Genomic DNA, 18,819 nt, shown 5'->3' with positions numbered 1-18,819 from the left:
GGCGCGCGCCGTCACCAGTTGTATTTCGCGGTGGCGATCACGGTGCGATCGGTGCCGAAGATGCAGACGCTGGTCGACTGGCAACCGCTGATGTAGTGGCGGTTGAACAGGTTCGTGCCGTTCACGGCGAAGCGCCAGTTGCGCGTGTCGTAATGCACGCCCGCGTCGTACAGCGTGTAGCTCGCGACCGTCAGCGAGTTGTCGGCCGCACCGGCCGCCGCGCTCTGGTAACGCACGCCGCCGCCCAGGCCGAAGCCCGCGAGCGGGCCCGTGTGCCAGGTCCAGTCGGCCCACAGCGACGCCATCTGGCGCGGCCGCGGGATGTCGACCGGCCAGTTGTTCAGCGACGCGTCGTTGGCCTGCACGTTCTTCACGTCCTGATAGACGTACGACGCGATCAGCGACAGGTTGCGCGTGAGCTTGCCGGTCGCGTTCAGCTCGATGCCGCGCGAGCGCACTTCGCCGGTCTGGATCGACGTCGTGCCGGCCGGGTCGAGGTTGGTCGGCGTCGGCGTCAGCACGTTGGTCTGGTTGATCTGGTAGATCGCCGCGCTCAGCATCAGGTTCTTGCCGGGCGGCTGCCAGCGCAGCCCGGCCTCGATCTGCTTGCCGCGGGTCGGCTGCGGCAGGCCGCCGCCGTACAGGTTCACGCCGATCAGCGGGTTGAACGAGGTCGCGTAGCTGACGTACGGCGACAACCCGTAGTCGCCCTGGTACGTGAGGCCCACGCGGCCGGTGAACGCGGTGACGTCGGCCTTCGACTGCGTGCCGCCCGCGCGGTCGTCCATCCGCTGATTGACCCAGTCCTCGCGGCCGCCGAGCGTCAGCGTCCAGCGGTTCCACTTGATCTGGTCCTGCGCGTACAGACCGAACGTGTTCATCGTCGTGTACGTGTTGGTGCGGTACGTCGTGTTCGGCGGCGAAAACACCGACAGCGTGACCGGCGTGTAGACCGGGTTGTAGAGGTTCAGCGTCGGCGCGGCGGCCAGCCATTCGCTGTCGGTCGCGGTCTGCCGGTTGTACTGGAAGCCGAGCAGCAGCGTGTGCTCGAACGGGCCGGTGCCGAAGCGGCCCTGCAGGTTGTTGTCGATGTCGAAGCGGCTGTAGTTGGTCTGGAACACGCCGGCCCAGCGGTTGATGTCGGTGAGGCTGCCGTCCGCGAAGCCCGCGCCGAACACCGAGCCGTTGTCGAGCGACAGGTGCATCCAGCGCACGTTCTGGCGGAACGTCCACATCGAATTCAGGTTGCGCTCGAACTGATAGCCGAGCGACCACTGCTTCTTGCGGTAGTAGTTGAAGTTCGGGTCGCCGCCGTAGACGTCCTTGTCGAGCTGCCCGTTCGGGTTCGGCAACACGGTGCCCTGCGCGGGCAGGAGGTTCGACGAGATGTCGCCCCAGTCCTGCAGGTAGGTGGCCGACAGCGTCAGCGACGTGTCGGCGTCCGGGCGCCAGCGGAACGACGGCGCGAGCGCGACGCGCTGGTCGTTGTTCGGCCCCGTCAACGCGTTGCCGTCGCGCGCGACGCCGACGAAGCGGTACGCATACTTGCCGTCCGCATCGAGCTTGTCGCCGACGTCGATCATGAACTGCTTGCGCGCATAGTTGCCGAACTGCACGCCGGCTTCGCGCACGCGCTCGCCGTCGGCCGTCTTGGTCTGCACGTCGATGATCGCGCCGGGGTCGCCCGCGCCGTACAGCACCGACGTCGGCCCGCGCAGCACGGTGATGCTGTCGATCATGTACGGATCGACGCGCCAGCTCGACAGGTTCAGCGTGTTCGGCACCTGCAGCCCGTTCACGAACGCGGTCGGCGTGAAGCCGCGCAGCGCCGCGTACCAGTCGGAGCGGTTGTCCGAGCCGTACGACGAGAAGCCCGGCACGTAGCGCAGCGCGGCGTTCACGTCGGTCGCGCCGGTCATCTCGATCTGCTGCGCGGTGACGACGTTGATCGTCTGCGGGATCTCGTCGAGCGCCGTGTCGGTCTTGGTGCCGGTGCGGCTGCGCTTCGCGACGAGCCCGACCGTGCCGTCGCCGGCCGCGCTCGCTTTGACGGTGATCGCCGGCAGCGTGCCGGCGGCGCTTCCTACCGCCGTGCCTACCGCGGTGCCTACCGCCGTGCCCTTCGGCGCAGCGACCGGCGTAGCGGCCGATCCACCGTCCTGCACGCCGTTCTGCGCGCCTGCAGCGGCTGGCGTCTGCGCGAACGCGTGCCCCGCCGCCATCCCGAACGCGACGCTCGCTGCCGCTGCGATCGCACGCAAACGCGTGCCTGTTGCCCACTCCATGTTGCTCTGCTCCCGTTTATTCATGCGGTCATCGACCGCACCTTTGTCAAAGAGCGCAAGCCATCCGGCCCGCGCTCGCCCCGTCTTGATGTCGTTGTTCGTGTCGCGGCAGGCCCGCGTCGTCGTCGCGGGCGAGCGACGCCGCCTCCTCGAGCGACCTGCAGATCTCGTCCGCGCGGCGCGCCAGCACCGACAGCAGCGTGTCCGACAGCCCGTGGCTGTCCTCGCAGCAGCCTTGCAGGTAGATGCGCGGCGTGAAGTGCTCGGGCGTCGCGAGCCGGTAGTCGCGCGCGACCTCGCCGCGCGCGAGCGCATCGCCGAGATACGGCGCGAGCCCGTCGAGCAACGTCGTATGCGTATCGCGCCGGTAGCCGGTCGCGAGCACGAGCGCGTCGAAGCGCTCGACGCGCGTGCTGCCGTTCATCCGGTCGCGCAGCGTCAGCTCGATGCGGCCGTCGGCGCCGCGCTGCACGCCCTCGATCGCGCGGTTCGCCAGCAGCGCATGGCGCGGCGTGCCGTCGATGCGCTGCAGGTACAGCATTTCGTAGATCTGCTCGATCAGCGGCCGGTCGACCACCGCGTAGTTGGTGTCGCGATAGCGTTCGAGCAGCGCGCGTCGCGCGTCGTGCGGCTGCGCGTAGACGACGTCGGTGAACTCGGGGCTGAAGATCTCGTTGACGAACGGGCTGTCGTCGGCCGGCTTCAATGCGCCCGCGCGCATCACGAGGCTCGCGTCGACGTGCGGGAAACGGCGCGCGAGATCGACGAACACCTCGGCCGCGCTCTGCCCCGCGCCGATCACCGCGACGCGGCGGCGCGCGCCGTCCGGCGCCGCGACGAGGCGCTCGATGTCGGCGAGATACGACGACGAATGGATCACGCGATCGCGGCCGAGCGCGGCGAACGCCTCGGGCACCGCCGGCGTGCCGCCGACGCCGACCGACAGCGCGCGCGTGACGCGCTGGCGCTCGCGGCCGGCCGCGTCGCACGACAGCACGCGCAGCGCGTCGACGCGCGCGCCGTCGCCGTGCACGGGCTCGATCGCGGTGACGGTCTCGCCGTAGTGCACGTGCCGGTCGAACGCGTCGGCGACCCAGCTCAGGTAGTCGTGGAACTCGACGCGGGTCGGATAGAAGTTCTTCAGGTTCACGAATTCGTTGAGCCGGCCGCGTTCGAACAGGTAGTTGATGAACGTGTAGCGGCTCGTCGGATCGCGCATCGTGACGAGATCCTTCAGAAACGAGATCTGCATCCGGCAGTCGTCGAGCAGCATGCCGCGGTGCCAGCCGAACGCGGGCTGGCGCTCGACGAAGCACTGCGCGAGCGGGCGCGCGCCGTCGCCGCGTTCCGCGATACGCACCGCCAGCGCGAGGTTAGACGGCCCGAAGCCGACGCCGATCAGGTCGAATACGGTTTCTCTCTGCATGTCTCTCAGCTCCCTTGTCGGTAGAACCGGCCCGTCGACGATGACGGCCGGCGAACAACGTGTTGCGCCGCGCGCGCATGCACGGCGGCTGCACGACGCGGATGTCGGCGCGTCTCGCGCACGGCGCGGCGGCCGAGCGGAAACGCGACGCGACGGGTATCGAATCGCGCGAAGCGGTTCGCACGCACTTCAGCCGGCATCGCGCACCTCCTGCGCCGTTTCGGCCGTCGCGTCGAGCCGCGCGCCGAGCGCGGCCAGCGTCGGCGCGGCGAACACGTCGGCGACCGTCAGCGCGTGACCGGCGCCGCACGCCGCATCGACGAAACGCACGACGTCGAACGAGGTCGCGCCGGCGGCGAACAGATCGGCATCGGGTGGCGGCACGGCGCACGCAAACGTGTCGGACCACAGCGCGGCCAGTGCGGCAACGGCGTGGCGCGCTTGCGGCGCCGTGTCGGCCACGCGCGCACGCGCGGCCGTCGGCGCCGCGAACCGCGCGTCCGGCACACCGAGCCGCGCTTCGGGCGCGACCGCGAAACGCGCGAGCTCGTCGTGATAGACGTCGACGAGCGCAGCGACGAACGCAGCGTCGAGCAGTTCGTCCGCATACGAGAACGCGGCGCTCACGCGGCCGTCCGGATGCTCGACGACGTCCAGCTCGAGCGTGAACACCACGCGGTGGCGCACGTCGTCGAATTCGGTGAGCGTCAGGCCGGCCCAGTCGCGCGTCGCGGCGCCGCTCGGCCGCAGGTAGTTGAACATCACCTGGAACAGCGGATTGGCCTCGGCGGCGCGCGGCGCGTGCAGCGCGGCGACGACGTCAGCGAACGGCACGTCCGCATGCGCATACGCGGCGAGCGCGGTGTCGCGCAGCTGCGCGAGCACGTCGGCGCGGCTCGCCGTCGCGTCGAGCCGCGTGCGCACGACCACCGCGTTGATGAACAGGCCGAGCGCATCGTGCGCCGCGTCGCCCGCCAGCTCGCGCGTCGACGCGAGCACGCCGACCGGCTGGTCGGCCGCGCCCGTCACGCGGAACAGCGCGGTGTTGAGCGCCGCGTGCAGCAGCATCGGCAACGTCGCACGCGCGGCCGTTGCGGCGTCGCGCGCCGCCCGGATCGTCGTCGGGTCGAATTCGATCGCGATGCGCGCGGCCCGCCATTGCGGAACGGCCGGCGCATCCGCACGCTGCGGCAGCACGCGCGGCGGCAGATCGGCGAGCGCGTCGCGCCAGTACGCGACGCGCGCTGCCGCGCACGGCGGCGGGAGCACGAGCGACGTGCGCGGCAGCGGCGTCGTGGCGGGTGCCGATGCCGATGCGGTTGCGCCGCGCACGTGTTCGACATAGCGCGCCCGCACGGCGTCGAGCCACAACTCGATCGATTCGCCATCCGACACGATGTGATGGATCACCACCGACAGCACATGATCGTGCGTGCCGAGCCGCACGACGCGCGCGCGCCACAGCGGCGCATCGGCTTCGAGGTCGAACGGCGTGAGCGCGTCGGCGGCCGTCAGCTGCGCCGCGCGCTCGAGCGCGTCGGGCTGCGTAGCGACGTCGACGAGCGGTAACGTGACCGGCGTAACCGGTGCGACGCGCTGGCCCGGCAGCATGCCGGCGCGCGCAACGAGCCGCGTGCGCAGTGCGGGATGCGCGGCGGCAGCCGCCGCAAACGCCGCGCGCAACGCGTCGACGTCGAGCGGCCCGCGCACGCGCAGCGCGAGCGGAATGTTGTAGGCGGCGTTGTCCGGCTGCGCGCGCCACAGGAACCACAGCGCGAGCTGCGCGGGCGACAGCGGCCACACGCCGTCGGCGTCGGGCTTCACCGCGGCGGCGGCGTGCGACGCGCTGCGGGCGTGCGCCGCACGCGGCGCATCGGCGAGCTGCGCCGCATATTGCGCGAGCACCGGCGCCTCGAACAGCGCGCGCACCGGCACGTCGCGGCCGAGCCGTTCGGCCACGCGCGTCGCCACGCGCACCGCGGCGAGCGAATGGCCGCCAAGCTCGAAGAAGTGGTCGCCGCGGCCGACGCGCTCGACGTTCAGCACGTCGCGCCAGATCGCCGCGAGCGCGGCTTCGTCGCCGTCGAGCGGCGCCTCGTATGCGCGCTCGACGCGCACCGGCGCGGGCAGCCGCGCGCGATCGACCTTGCTGTTCGCGTTGCGCGGCAGCGCGTCCAGCACGATCAGTTGCGCGGGCACCATGTAGTCGGGCAGCGTGCGGCGCAGATGCGCATCGAGCATCGCCGCGTCGACGGGCTGTGTATCCGCCCGTGCATCGGCGCTCAGCTCGACGTAGGCGACGAGCTGCGCATGCGCGCCCTGCCCGTGCACGACCGCGCACGCTTCGCGCACCGCATCGTGCGCGGCCAGTTGCGCCTCGATTTCGCCGAGCTCGATGCGCAGCCCGCGCAGCTTCACCTGATGATCGACGCGGCCGATGAAGTCGAACACGCCGTCCGCGCGACGCCGCACCAGATCGCCGGTGCGATACAGCCGCGCGCCGGGCGCGCCGTACGGATCGGGCACGAAGCGCTCTGCCGTCAACGCCGGACGATCGAGATAGCCGCGCGCGACGCCGATCCCCTCGCCGCCCAGATACAGTTCGCCGATCACGCCGACCGGCAGCGGCCGCAACCGCGCATCGAGCACGTGCGCGGTGCGCGCGCCGACCAGCGTGCCGATCGGCAGATAGGCCGCATCGCCGAGCTTCGCGAGATCGTCGCCGGGCGCGAACATCCACAGCGTCGGCGTGATCACGGTTTCGGTCGGGCCGTAGCCGTTCACCACGCGCACGTTCGGCATCGCGCGGCGCAGCATCGCGAACGCTTCGCGCGACGTCGCCTCGCCGCCGACGGTCAACGAGCGCAGCGTCGGCGGGGCGCCGTGCGCGAGCGCCCATTCGGCGAGCTGCGCGGCGCAGCCCGGCGGCACGTAGGTCATCGTCACGCCGTCGCGCGCCATCATCGCGCAGGTCTGCGCGGGCGGCCACAGCACGTCGGCGGTGATCGACACCGCGGCGCCCGACAGGTATTGCGAAAACCAGCCTTCGTGCGCGCCGTCGAAGTTGACCGACTGGAACAGCAGGAACACGTCGCTTTCGCGCACGCCGTAGCGTTCGGCGATCGCGACGCAATGGCGCGCGAACGCCGCGTGATCGACGATCACGCCCTTCGGCGTGCCGGTCGAGCCCGACGTATAGATCACGTAGGCCGCATGACCGGGCAGCACGTCGGGCAGTTCGACGTGCTGGGCTTCGTCGAGCGCATCGACTTCATCCGCATGCCAGATGCGCAACCCGGACAGCGCTGGCAGCGACGCGGCGCTCGCGCGGTCGGTCAGCACGTGCGCGATGCCCGCGTCGCCGACGATCTGCGCGAGCCGTTCGCGCGGGTGCGCGGGATCGAGCGGCACGAACGCCGCGCCCGACTTCAGCACCGCGATCAGCGCGACCAGCAGATCGACCGAGCGCTGTAGCGCGACGCCTACGCGCATCTCGGGCCGCACACCGGCCGCGACCAGGTTGCGTGCGATGCGCGCGGCACGCGCGTCGACCTCGCCGCGCGTCAGCGCGCGCTCGATATCGGCGACGCCGCGTGCGTCGGGCCGCTTGCGCGCATGCGCGGCGATGCGCGCGTGCACCGGCACGAACGGCTCGGCGTCGGCCGCGCCGGCCCGCGCGTTCCATGCGAACAGTTGCGCGAGCTCGTCGGCCGGCAGCCAGTCGAGCTCGCCGATCGGCGCGGCCGGCTGCGCGAGCGCGGCGTCGAGCAGCGTGACGAAGCGCGCGGCGAGCCGCGCGATCGCGGCGGCGTCGAACAGGTCCAGCGCATAGATGAACGCGGCGTCGAAGGCGCCGTCGGGCGTCGCTTCGACGGCGAGCGTCAGGTCGAATTTCGCGGACGGCGTGCCGGACGGCAGCCATGCGGCCGACGCCGCGCCGAGCGCGGGCGGCGCGCGGCGCTCGCCGTAGGCGGCCATCACCTGGAACAGCGGATGATGGCTCGCGCTGCGCGGCACGCCGAGCGCGTCGACGACCTGCTCGAACGGCACGTCCTGATGCATCTGCGCATCGACGAGCGCGCGCTGCGTGCGCGCGACCAGCGCCGCGAAATCGCCGTGCGCCGGCACGTCGACGTCGATCGCGAGCGTGTTGACGAAGAAGCCGATCAGGCCGGCCGTCTCCGCGCGTTCGCGGTTCGCGGCCGGCACGCCGACGCAGATCCGTGCGTCGCCGGTCGCCCGCGCGAGCAGCGCGTCGAGCGCCGCGAGCAGCACCGCGAACGGCGTCGCGCCGGCGTCGGCCGCGAACGCCCGCAGCCGCGCACCGAGGCGCGCATCGAGCGAGAACCCGTGACGTGCGCCGCGCGCGCTGCGGCGCGCCGGCCGCGCGGCCGCACCGGGCAGCGTGAGCACGCCGCGTTGCGGATCGAGCCGCGCGCGCCAGAACGCGAGCTGGCGCTCGCGCTCGCCGGCATCGAGCCAGCGGCGCTGCCACAGCGCATAGTCCGCGTACTGGATCGGCAGCGGCGCGAGCGACACCGCTTCGCCCGACGCGTAGGCACGGTAGAACGCCGCCAGCTCGAACAGCAGCACGTCCGACGACCAGCCGTCGGACACGATGTGGTGAACCGTCAACGCGAGCCAGTGATGCGTCGCATCGAAGCGGATCAGATGCACGCGCACGAGCGGCGGCGTGCCGAGGTCGAACGGCTCGGCTTCGTCGGCCGTCGCGATGCGCCCGGCCTGCGCGCGCCGCTGCGCGGCCGGCAGCGCCTCGAGATCGGTGTCGCGCCACGGGCAGCGCAGCGGCGCGTGGATCGTCTGCGCGACGCCGTCTTGCGTTTCGTCGAAAGTGGTGCGCAGCGCTTCGTGGCGCGCGATCAGCGCATCGCAGGCGAGCCGCAGCGCATGCGCATCCAGCGGCCCGTCGAGCGCGAGCCGCTCGGTGATGTGATACGCGTGCGGCGCATCGATCAGCCGCGCGTGCAGCCACAGCCGCGTCTGCGCGAACGATGCCGGGACGCGATCGTCGCGCGGCGTGCGCGGCGGGATCGGCAGCCTGCGGAAATCGATCCCCGCGGCGCCGAGCTTGTCGATGAACACCGCGCGCTGCGCGTCGGGCAATTGCGCGAAGCGCGCAGCGAGTGCGAGCCAGTCGGGTTGAGCGTTCGTCATCCGTCGTCCTTAGCGGGTTTCCAGTTCGCCGAGCAGCGCGTCGATCGCGCTCGCGGCATCGGTGTCGCGATGGGCCGCGCAGGCCGCGTCGATCGCCGCCGCGCAGCGCGCCAGCGTGCGTGCGTCGAACAGCGTGCGCAGCGGCAGCGCGAGGCCCCAGTGCAAGTTGGCCTGCGCATGCGCCTGCGTCGCGAGCAGCGAATGGCCGCCGAGCTGGAAGAAATCGTCGTCGCGGCCGATCGCGTCGACGCGCAGCACGCGCTGCCAGATCGCCGCGAGCGCGCGCTCGGTATCGGTCGCGAGCGCGACGGCCACCGCCGCCTCGCGCTGCGGCGCCGGCAACGCATGGCGGTCGCACTTGCCGTTCGGCGTGACGGGCAGCGCGTCGAGCTCGATCAGCTGCGACGGCACCATGTACGCCGGCAATTGCGCGCGCAGCGCGTCGAGCAGCGCGGCACGGTCGAGCGGCCCCGCGTCGCCGCGCGCGACGTAGCCGATCAACTGCTCGTCGCGCACGATCACGACCGCGTCGTGCACGCCGGGCGCCGCGCGCAGCAGCACCTCGATTTCGCCGGGCTCGATGCGCTGGCCGCGCAGCTTCACCTGCGTATCGACGCGCCCGAGATAATCGAGCGCGCCGTCCGGGCGGCGGCGCGCGAGGTCGCCGGTGCGGTACATGCGCGCGCCCAGCACGAACGGATCGGGGACGAAGCGCTCCGCGGTCAGGCCCGGGCGGCCGAGATAGCCGCGCGCGAGGCCCGCGCCGGCCAGATACAGCTCGCCGGTCGCGCCGGCCGGCAGCGGCTGCCACGCCGCATCGAGCACGTGCAGCTGCAGGTTCGCGATCGGATGGCCGATCGGCACCGCGGGCGCGCGCGCGTCGTCGGCGCGGCAGGTCCAGTGCGACACGTCGATCGCGGCTTCCGTCGGCCCGTACAGGTTGACGAGCGTCGCGTCCGGCAGCAGCCGCGCGACCTTCGCGACCAGCTCCGGCGCAAGCGCCTCGCCGCTCGCGACGATCAGGCGCACGCTGTCGCATTGCGCGGCGGCGCCGAAATCGTCGAGATACGCGGCGAACGCGGCCAGCATCGACGGCACGAAATGCAGCACCGTCACGCCGTGTGCGTGGATCGCGGCCGCGAGCCGCGCCGGATCGCGGTGCTCGCCCGGCGCCGCGATCGCGAGCGTCGCGCCGGTCGCGAGCGGCCACACGAACTCCCACACCGAGACGTCGAAACCGAACGGCGTCTTGTGCAGCACGACGTCGTCGCGCGTGAGCCGGTACGCGTCCTGCATCCACACGATGCGGTTCGCCAGCGCGCCGTGCGTGTTGCCGGCGCCCTTCGGCTTGCCGGTCGAGCCGGATGTGTAGATCAGGTAGGCGAGCTGCGCGTCGTCGACGACGGCGGGCGCGTCGGCATCGTGCGCATCGTCCATTCCGTCGGCGAGCAGCTCGGCGACCGTGAGCAGTTGGGCCGCCGCACCGTTGCCGAGCGCCGCTTCGACCTGGGCGCGCAGCTGCGGCTGCGTGATGACGACCGCGGGCCGCGCGTCGCGCAGCAGGTATGCGATGCGCTCGGCCGGATAGTCGGGGTCGACCGGCAGGTAGGCGGCGCCGGCCTTCAGCACACCGACCAGCGCCATGACCATGTCGAACGAGCGCTCGACGCACAGCGCGACCGCCGTGTCGCGCCGAACGCCGCGCCGGCGCAGCGCGGCGGCCACGCGCGACGTGCGCAGGTCCAGCTCGCGGTAGCTCATGCGCTGCACGCCGTCGACCGGATGCGCGTATTCGAGCGCGATCGCATCGGGCGTCGCGCGCGCGGCCGCCGAGAACTGCAGATGCAGCGGCTGCCGCTGTGCGTCGGGCCAGCTGCGCGCGGTCTGCTGCGCGCGCGCGAGCGCGGTGGATGCCGCGTCGTCGGCGATCGACAGCGTGCCGAGCAGCGCATCCGGCGTGCGGGCCAGCGCGTCGAGCGCGCACGCGAACGCGCGGTGCCAGGCGTCGACGTCGGCGGCGTCGAGGCGTGCGGCGTCATAGCCGTAGTCGATCGTCAGCTCGGCGCCGCTTTCGATCACGAGCGTCAACGCGAAATCGGTCGCTTCGATGCTGCGCACGTCGCTCAAGCGCAGCGCGCGCGGATCGGCGTCGTCGCCCGCAGCGTCGACCGGATAGTTCTCGAACACGACGAGGGTGTCGAACAGTGCGCCGCCGGCGCCGCGCGCCCAGCGCTGGATGTCCGCGAGCGGCGTATGCGCATGCTCGGCCGCTGCCGCGTTGTCGCGCTGCAATGCGCGCAGCCAGTCCGCCGCGCGCTGCTGCGGCGCGGGCGCGGTGATCACCGGCAGCGTGTTGATGAACAGGCCGAGCACGGCGTCGACGTCCGGCAGCGCATCGGGGCGGCCGGCGACGGTCGCGCCGAACGCGACGGCCGGCTGATGCGTCATGCGCTGCAGCGCGAGCGCCCACGCGCCCTGCACCAGCGTGTTGACAGTCAGCTGCAGCGCACGCGCCGCTTGCGTGACGCGCGCCGTCGCGTCGGCGGCGATCGTCGCGCGCCGCGTCGTCATCCGTGCCGCCGCGCGGTCGGCCGTGCGCGCGGCGATCAGCGTCGGTGCATCGAGGCGCGCGAGCCGCCCGGTCCAGAAGCGCTCGTCCGCGCCGCGCTCGCGGGTGCCGAGCCACGCGATGAAGTCGCGATAGCGCAGCGCCGGGCGGCCCTCGAACGGCGACACCGCGTCGGGATCGCGGTAGTCGCGCAGTACCTCGGCAAGCAGGCGCGCGGTGCTCCAGCCGTCGAGCAGCACGTGATGACGCGTCCACACCACGCGCCACGCGTCGTCCGTCACGCGGATCAGCGTGACGCGCATCAGCGGCGGCTCGCGCCAGTCGAAGCCGCGCGCGCGGTCGGCGGCCAGCCATGCGTCGAAATCCGCGTCGAGCGTCGCGCCGCGCGCGCGCCAGTCGAGCTGTTCGATCGGCATCCGCGCATCGCGATGCACGCATTGCAGCGGCGCGGCCTCGTCGGGTATCACGCTGGTGCGCAGGATGTCGTGGCGCGCGAGCGCCGCATCGAACGCGGCCGCGAAGCGCTCGGCGTCGAGCGCGGTCGCGCGCGCGACGAGCTGGTTCACGTAGCTCGCATGACCGGGCGCGTACAGCGCATGGAACAGCATGCCCTGCTGCATCGGCGACAGCGGATACACGTCGTCGATCGTGCGCCAGTCGAGCGCGGCGCGCTCGATCGCGGCCTGCGTGAGGCCGGCCGCCTGCGCGAGCGGGAAGTCGCCCGGCGTCGCACCGCCGCCGCGCCGCGCGACCCGCGACGCGCACGCGTCGACGAGTTCGCGCAGCGCGCGCGCAAAGCGTTCGGAGAGCGCATCGACGGTCGCGCGCTCGAACTGCGGCGCGCCGTACACCCAGTGCAGCTTCAGCGTGCGCGCGCCGTCGCGGTCGGTGTCGAGGTACGCGTGAATCGCCAGCGTATTGCCGAGCGGCCCGTGCGGGTCGCGCTCGATGCCGGCGCCGCCGAAGCGCGGCACCAGCAGCGCGTCGCGCGGCGCGTCGAACTGGCCGAGATAGTTGAACGTGACGCGCGGGCGCGGCACCGCCGCCAGCGCCGCGCGCGTCGCCGCGTCGCCGTAGTGCGCGAGCACGCCGAAGCCGAGCCCCTTGTGCGGCACCGCGCGCAGCGTGTCCTTGACCGCGCACAGCGTCGCGCACGCGTCGGCCTCGACCGGCAGCGTGACCGGATAGTGGCTCGTCAGCCAGCCGATCGTGCGGCTCGCGTCGGCGTCGTCGAACAGCGCCTCGCGGCCGTGCCCTTCGAGCTCGATGCGGCACGCCGCGGCGCGGCCCGCGCCGGTCAGCGCGCGGGCGAGCGCCGCCGCCAGCAGCTCGATCGTCTGCGTGCGATAGGCCGCGTGCGCATCGGTGAGCGCGGCGCGCGTCAGCGCGGCGTCGATCGTCTGCACGACGACGGCCGCATCGGCGTTGGTCGCCGGCGCATCGGGACGATCGGGCACGAACGCGTCCCCGTGCGCCATGCCGGCCCAGTACGCGACTTCGGCGGCGAACGGCGCGTCCGGCCCGAGCGCGGCACGCGCGAGCCGCGCGGCCCATGCATCGGCGCGCAGCCCCGGCGGCGACAGTCGCGCCGGCATGCGTTCGCAGGCGGCGCGATAGGCGGCGTCCAGATCGTCGATCAGGATGCGCCACGACACGCCGTCGACGATCGCGTGATGAATCGCCAGATACAGCCGCGTCGCGCCGTCCGGCAGCCGCGCCGCGCATGCGCAGGCGAGCGGACCGCGGCCGAGGTCGAGCCGACGCTGCAATGCGTCGAAGCGCGCGAGCGCATCGGCTTCGTCGCGCGCGGCGACCTCGGCGAGCGGCAACGCGTCGTACGGCTGCGCGGCGTCGTGCGCGCGCCAGCTGCCGTCGGCGCCGCGCGTGAAGCGCTGGCGGAACGCATCGTGATGGGCCAGCACCGCGGCGAACGCGCGCGCGAACGCATCGGCGTCGAACGGGCCGCGCACGTCGAACGCGACCGACTGGTTCCAGTGGCCCGGATGCGGCACGTCGAGCGCGAAGAAGCGTTGCTGCGCGGGCGTCAGCAGCCCGGGGGCCGACGCGGACGCGGCGGCCTGGACCGGCACCGGCGTTGCAGCCGGCGTGACGCCGACCGCCTCGGTCTTGGCGACGCGCGCGAGCCCGGCGATGGTCGGCGCGTCGAACAGCTGCTTCGGCGTGAAGCGCACGCCGAGCTTGCGCGCGCGGGCGATGACCTGCAGCACGAGGATCGAGTCGCCGCCGAGTTCGAAGAAGTTGTCGTCGCGCGCGACCTGCGGCGCCTTCAGCACCGCTTGCCACACCTGCGCGAGCGCCGTTTCGACCGGCCCCTGCGGCGCGTCGCCGCCGGCCGCGGCCACCGGCGCCGCGGCGAGCGCGCGCAGCGCCACGCGATCGATCTTGCCGTTCGCGGTGACGGGCAGACGCGCGAGCGCGACGATCTGCGCGGGCACCATGTAATCGGGCAGCGTCGCGCCGAGCGTCGCGCGCACCGCGGCCTCGTCGAACGCGGCGCCGTCGCGCAGCACGACGAAGCTCGCGAGCCGCATGCGGCCGTCGTGCTCGATCGCCAGCGTTTCCGCCTGCGCGATCGGGCCGGCCGCGCGCAGCGCGGCGCTCACCTCGCCCGGTTCGACGCGATAGCCGCGAATCTTCACCTGATCGTCGATCCGGCCGACGAACGCGAGCCGACCGTCCGCGCGCAGACGCACGCGGTCGCCGGTGCGATACAGGCGCGCACCGGGCGTGAACGGATCGGGCACGAAGCGCTCGGCCGTCTGCGCCGGCCGGTTCAGATAGCCGCGCGCAACGCCGGGGCCGCCCAGATACAGCTCGCCGGTCGCGCCGGGCGGCACGCATGCGCCGAACGCATCGAGCACCAGCGCGCGCGCATTCGGCAGCGGGGCGCCGAGCGGCACGCCGCTCGCCACGTCGCGCGCGTCGGCGGCGATCGACACGGTGTCGCATGCGATCGCGCCGACGGTCGCCTCGGTCGGCCCGTAATGATTGATCACGCGGCATGCCGGCGCGAGCGCGGACACGCGCGCGACCAGCGCCCACGTGAGCATTTCGCCGCCGGTCACGAGCGCGTGGCGCGGCAGCACGTCGGCCGGCACGCGCGCGTCGAGCAGCGCCTGCAGATGGCTCGGCACGATCTTCAGCACGCCGACGTCGCGGCCGCGCATTTCCTGCGCGAACAGATCCGGATCGAACGCGCAGGCGGCCGGCAGCAGATGCAGCGTGCGGCCCGCGCACAGCGCGCCGAACAGCGTCGTGTGGCCGAGGTCGGCGGCGACGGTCGAGACCATCGCGAACGACGCGTCCGGTGCGAACGCGAACTCGTCGAGCATGCCCTGCACGTAGTCGGCGAGCGCGCCGTGCGTGACGACGACGCCCTTCGGCGTGCCGGTCGAGCCCGACGTATAGATCAGATAAGCGCCCTGTTCCGGGTGCGGCGCGACACGCACGCCGCCCGCGTGCGCGAGCTGCGCATCCTGGGCGAGCGCATCGACGTCGAGCGGCTGCGCGGCCGTGTCGTGCGGCCATGCGGCGGCAGTAGCGGCATCGGCGACGAGCGCCCAGCGCGCGCCGCAGTCGGCGGCCGCGGCGACGATGCGCGCGGCAGGCTGCGCCGGATCGAGCAGCACGGCCAGCGCGCCGGCCTTCAACGCGCCGAGCAGCGCTGCGACGAAGCGAGCCGAGCGTTCGATGCAGACGATCACCGGCGCTTCGGCGCGCACGCCGCGCAGCGCGAGCGCATGGGCGATGCGGTTCGACGCGTCGTCGAGTTCGGCGAACGTCAGCGACGCCGATGCATCGGCGAGCGCGACGCGATGCGGATATGCGGCCGCCTGCCGCGCGAACGCGGCGACCACGTCGGCATGCTCGACGCGCAGCGCGCGGCCGTCGCGCGGCTGGCGCGACGCGGGCGACGCATCGCACGGCAGCTCCGCCGTGACGGTCTGCGGGTCGTGCGCGGCGCACGCGACGAGCGCGGCATAGCTGTCGAGCCACGCGCGCGCGGTGTCGGCGTCGATGCAGTCGGTCGCATAGGCGGCGACGAGCGCGATGCCGCTCGCGTCGTCGGTGAAGTCGAGCGCGAAGTCGAAGCGCGCGGCGAGATCCGGCCCCGGCGTCGCGACGGCGGTCGCGCCCGGCAATACGCTGTCGTGCCGCGCGTCGAACTGCTGGGCGAACTTCACGCGCAGCCATTCGTCGCCGCGCCGCACCGGCGGCTTCACCGCATCGACGACGCGCTCGAACGGCACGTCCTGGTGCGCGACCGCGTCGAGCGCGGCCGCGCGCGTCGCCTCGACGAGCGCGCGGAACGGCTGCGTCGGCGCGACCCGCACGCGCAGCGCGACGGTGTTCAGGAACAGGCCGAGCAAACGGCGCGTTTCCTCGCGCTGCCGATGCGCGACCGGCACCGCGACGACCACGTCGGTCTCGCCCGTCAGGCGCGCGAGCCACGCGTCGAGCGCGGCCAGCAGCACGGTGAACACGGTGGCCTGCGCGTCGCGCGCGAGCCGGCGCAGGTCGGCCACGACCGCGTCAGGCAGGCGCACGGACACGCGCGCGCCGTGCTGCGTGCGCGTCGCGGGCGGCTGGCGGTCGGTCGGCAACGCGAGCGGGCCGGGCACGTCGCGCAGCGCCGCGCGCCAGTACGCGAGCTGGCGTTCGCCTTCGCCGCCGGCCAGCATGTCGCGCTGCCAGTCCGCGTAGTCCGCATACTGGATCGGCAGCGCCGGCAACGACGGCTCGCGGCGCTGCGCGTACGCGCAATACGCGGCCGCCAGCTCGTCGAACGCGCAGCGCGAGCTCCAGCCGTCGGTGATCGCGTGATGCGCGGTCAGCAACAGGCGGTGACGCGCGTCGTCGAGCACGACCAGCGTCGCGCGCAGCAGCGGCCCGCGCGACAGATCGAACGGCGCGCCCGCATCGCGTTCGGCCACGCGCGCGGCCTGCGCATCGCGGGCGGCGGGCGGCAGCTCGCGCAGGTCGACCGTCGCGATCGGCACCGGCAGCGCGGCATGGATGCGCTGCCTCACGATGCCGTCGCCGTCGTCGACGAGCGTGGTGCGCCATGCGTCGTGCCGGCCGATCACATGATCGAGCGCGCGTTGCAGCGCCTCACGGTCGAGCGCGCCGTCGATGGTCCAGTGTGCGGCGATGTGATAGGCGGCGCCCGCGTCGCGCGTCTGTGCGAGCACCCAGAAGCGCTGCTGCGCGAGCGACGCCGCGCGATCGACGTACGGCGCAGCCGATGAATCTGCATCGGCATCGGCGCGCGCGCCGCGCACGGGAATCGCGGCGAGCGGCGCGCCGGTTTCGCGTTCCGCGCGATCGACCTGTGCGGCAAGCTCGGCCAGCAGCGGATCGGCGAACAGCGCGTCGAGCCGCAGGTTCACGCGCCATTGCGTGCGGATCGCGGCCTGCAGCTGCATCGCGGCGAGCGAATCCGCGCCGAGCGCGAAAAAGCGCGCGTCGCGCGACGGCGGCGCATCGAGGCCGAGCAGCGTCTGCCAGCACGCGGCGAGATGCGCCTCGGTGGCCGTGCGCGCCGGCTCGCCGGCGGGCTGGTCCGCGCGCTGCGCGGCGGCGATCCGTTCGCGCAGCGCGGCGCGATCGAGCTTGCCGTTCAGCGTGTACGGCAGCGCGTCGCAGCGCACGAACCGATGCGGCTGCCACGCGGCCGGCAGCTGGGCGCCGACGTGCGCTTTCAATGCGGCATCGTCCGCATCGTCCGCGGCAGCGCGCAACGCGACGCATGCGATCAGCCGCGTCGACCCGTTGACGGCTTCGGCGATCACGGCTGCATCGGCGACTGCCGCGTGCGTGCGCAGACACGCGGCGATCTCCGCCGGCTCCACGCGCACGCCGCGCACCTGCACCTGATCGTCGACGCGGCCGAGATAGTCGAACGCGCCGTCGGCGCGCCGGCGCGCGAGGTCGCCGGTGCGATAGACGCGCGCGCCCGGCGCGCCGTGCGCGTCGGGTACGAAGCGCTCGGCCGTCAGCGCCGCGCGGCCGTGATAGCCGCGCGCGATGCATGCGCCGCCGAGCAGCAGCTCGCCGGCGCGGCCGGGCTCGCCATGAGCGTAGGCATCGGCGTCGCCATCCACGTCGTCGATGCGCGCGATGCGCGGGCCGATCGCACGTCCGATCGGCAGCGCCGCGTAGGCATCGTCGGCGTCCAGCGCGGGCGTTTCACCGGGCTCGACCGGCCACAGCATCGGCGAGATCACGGCCTCGGTCGGGCCGTAGCCGTTGACGAGGCGCACGGACGGGAACGTGCGGCGCACGGTGTCGAACGCCTGCTGCGGCAGCGCTTCGCCGCCGAACGCGAGCACGCGCAACGCCGGCGGCACGCCGTCGCGCGCGGCGACGCTCGCGAACTCGCGCAGGTACGCGGGCGGAAACGCGGCCACGCTGACCGATTCGCGCACCATCAGCGCATGCGCGGCGTCCGGCGCGAACGGCTGCGCCGGTGCGATCGTCACGCTGGCGCCGACCGCGAGCGGCGCGAGCCAGCATTCGTGCGCCGCATCGAAATTCACCGACGCGAAATGCAGCAGCCGGTCGTCGGCTTCGATCGGCAGCGCGCCGGCCAGCGCGTCGCAATGCGCGGCGAGCGGCCCGTGCTCGACGACGACCGCCTTCGGCGTGCCGGTCGAGCCCGACGTGTAGATCATGTAGGCGGCCGCGCGCGGATGCACGGGCGCATCTTCCTCGTCGAACGCGGATGCGTCGGCGGCTGAGCCTGCCGCCGATGCGACGTCGAACGTGTGTTCGAACGGCGCGCCGAGCGCCGCGCGCCCGGCCGCATCGACGACGCCGTGACGCAGTTGCGCATCGCGCACGATCCAGTCCAGCCGCGCGGCCGGATGGCGCGGATCGAGCGGCACGAACACGCCGCCCGCCTTCAGCACGGCCAGCAGCGCGACGAACAGCTCGCACGAGCGCTCGACGCAGACGCCGACGCGCACCTCCGCGCCGACCCCGGCCGCGCGCAGCCGGCGCGCAAGCAGCGACACCTGAGCGTCGAGCGCGCGCCGCGACAGGCGCAGCTCGTTCTGGAAAGGCGCGGCGAGCGCGGGTGCGTCGGGCGCGAGGCGCGCCAGGTCGCGGATTCGGTGGTGCAGCGCAGTCGGGAAACTCGTCATGTGCGTGAAGTCCTTCGGTCCGGCCGCTTCGGCCAAGTCTCGGGGCCGCTTCGGGCGGCTTCACTGGTGTGACGAACGGCGCGGCCGATTTTTTACCGTTTTGCGCATGACGGCCGCGCGCAGGCCGCGCATGGCGAGTTCGCACGCGCTGCTAAATGCCTGCGCTGCTAAATATTTGCGGCGCCCGTTCGTCTATCA

General features: G+C 73.0%; 4 protein-coding genes. All 4 read right to left on the bottom strand.

Going from position 1 to position 18,819, the window contains the following annotated elements; genetic code table 11:
- Nucleotides 1–11: 11 nt before the first annotated feature.
- The 4 genes from C3Y15_RS05145 to C3Y15_RS05130 all read right to left on the bottom strand — a co-directional run bounded on the left by C3Y15_RS05145 (nt 12) and on the right by C3Y15_RS05130 (nt 18,621).
- The gene (locus C3Y15_RS05145; RefSeq protein WP_185499739.1) at nt 12–2,309 is read right to left on the bottom strand and encodes a TonB-dependent siderophore receptor; all 2,298 of its coding nucleotides are present in this window, start codon (nt 2,307–2,309) and stop codon (nt 12–14) included.
- 22 nt (nt 2,310–2,331) lie between these two features.
- Nucleotides 2,332–3,711: a lysine N(6)-hydroxylase/L-ornithine N(5)-oxygenase family protein gene (locus C3Y15_RS05140; RefSeq protein WP_059568155.1), complete on the bottom strand. Its 1,380-nt coding sequence runs from the start codon at nt 3,709–3,711 to the stop codon at nt 2,332–2,334.
- A gap of 189 nt (nt 3,712–3,900) precedes the next feature.
- Nucleotides 3,901–8,886, bottom strand: a complete 4,986-nt coding sequence (locus tag C3Y15_RS05135; protein WP_124259886.1) for a non-ribosomal peptide synthetase — start codon at nt 8,884–8,886, stop codon at nt 3,901–3,903.
- A gap of 9 nt (nt 8,887–8,895) precedes the next feature.
- Complete coding sequence (locus C3Y15_RS05130) at nt 8,896–18,621, bottom strand: non-ribosomal peptide synthetase (protein ID WP_124259885.1); 9,726 nt, start codon at nt 18,619–18,621, stop codon at nt 8,896–8,898.
- Between the last annotated feature and the right edge of the window lie 198 nt (nt 18,622–18,819).

The organism is Burkholderia sp. B10 (genome assembly GCF_004368385.1).
GTDB classification, from domain to species: domain Bacteria; phylum Pseudomonadota; class Gammaproteobacteria; order Burkholderiales; family Burkholderiaceae; genus Burkholderia; species Burkholderia vietnamiensis.
The sequence above is the reverse complement of the archived record's forward strand: the minus strand, read 5'-3'. Positions and strand labels throughout refer to the sequence as shown.

Excerpts from the sequence above, each read along its gene's own strand:
- C3Y15_RS05145 (WP_185499739.1), bottom strand. The coding sequence starts at position 2,309 with ATGAATAAACGGGAGCAGAGCAACATGGAGTGGGCAACAGGCACGCGT.
- C3Y15_RS05140 (WP_059568155.1), bottom strand. The coding sequence starts at position 3,711 with ATGCAGAGAGAAACCGTATTCGACCTGATCGGCGTCGGCTTCGGGCCG.
- C3Y15_RS05135 (WP_124259886.1), bottom strand. The coding sequence starts at position 8,886 with ATGACGAACGCTCAACCCGACTGGCTCGCACTCGCTGCGCGCTTCGCG.
- C3Y15_RS05130 (WP_124259885.1), bottom strand. The coding sequence starts at position 18,621 with ATGACGAGTTTCCCGACTGCGCTGCACCACCGAATCCGCGACCTGGCG.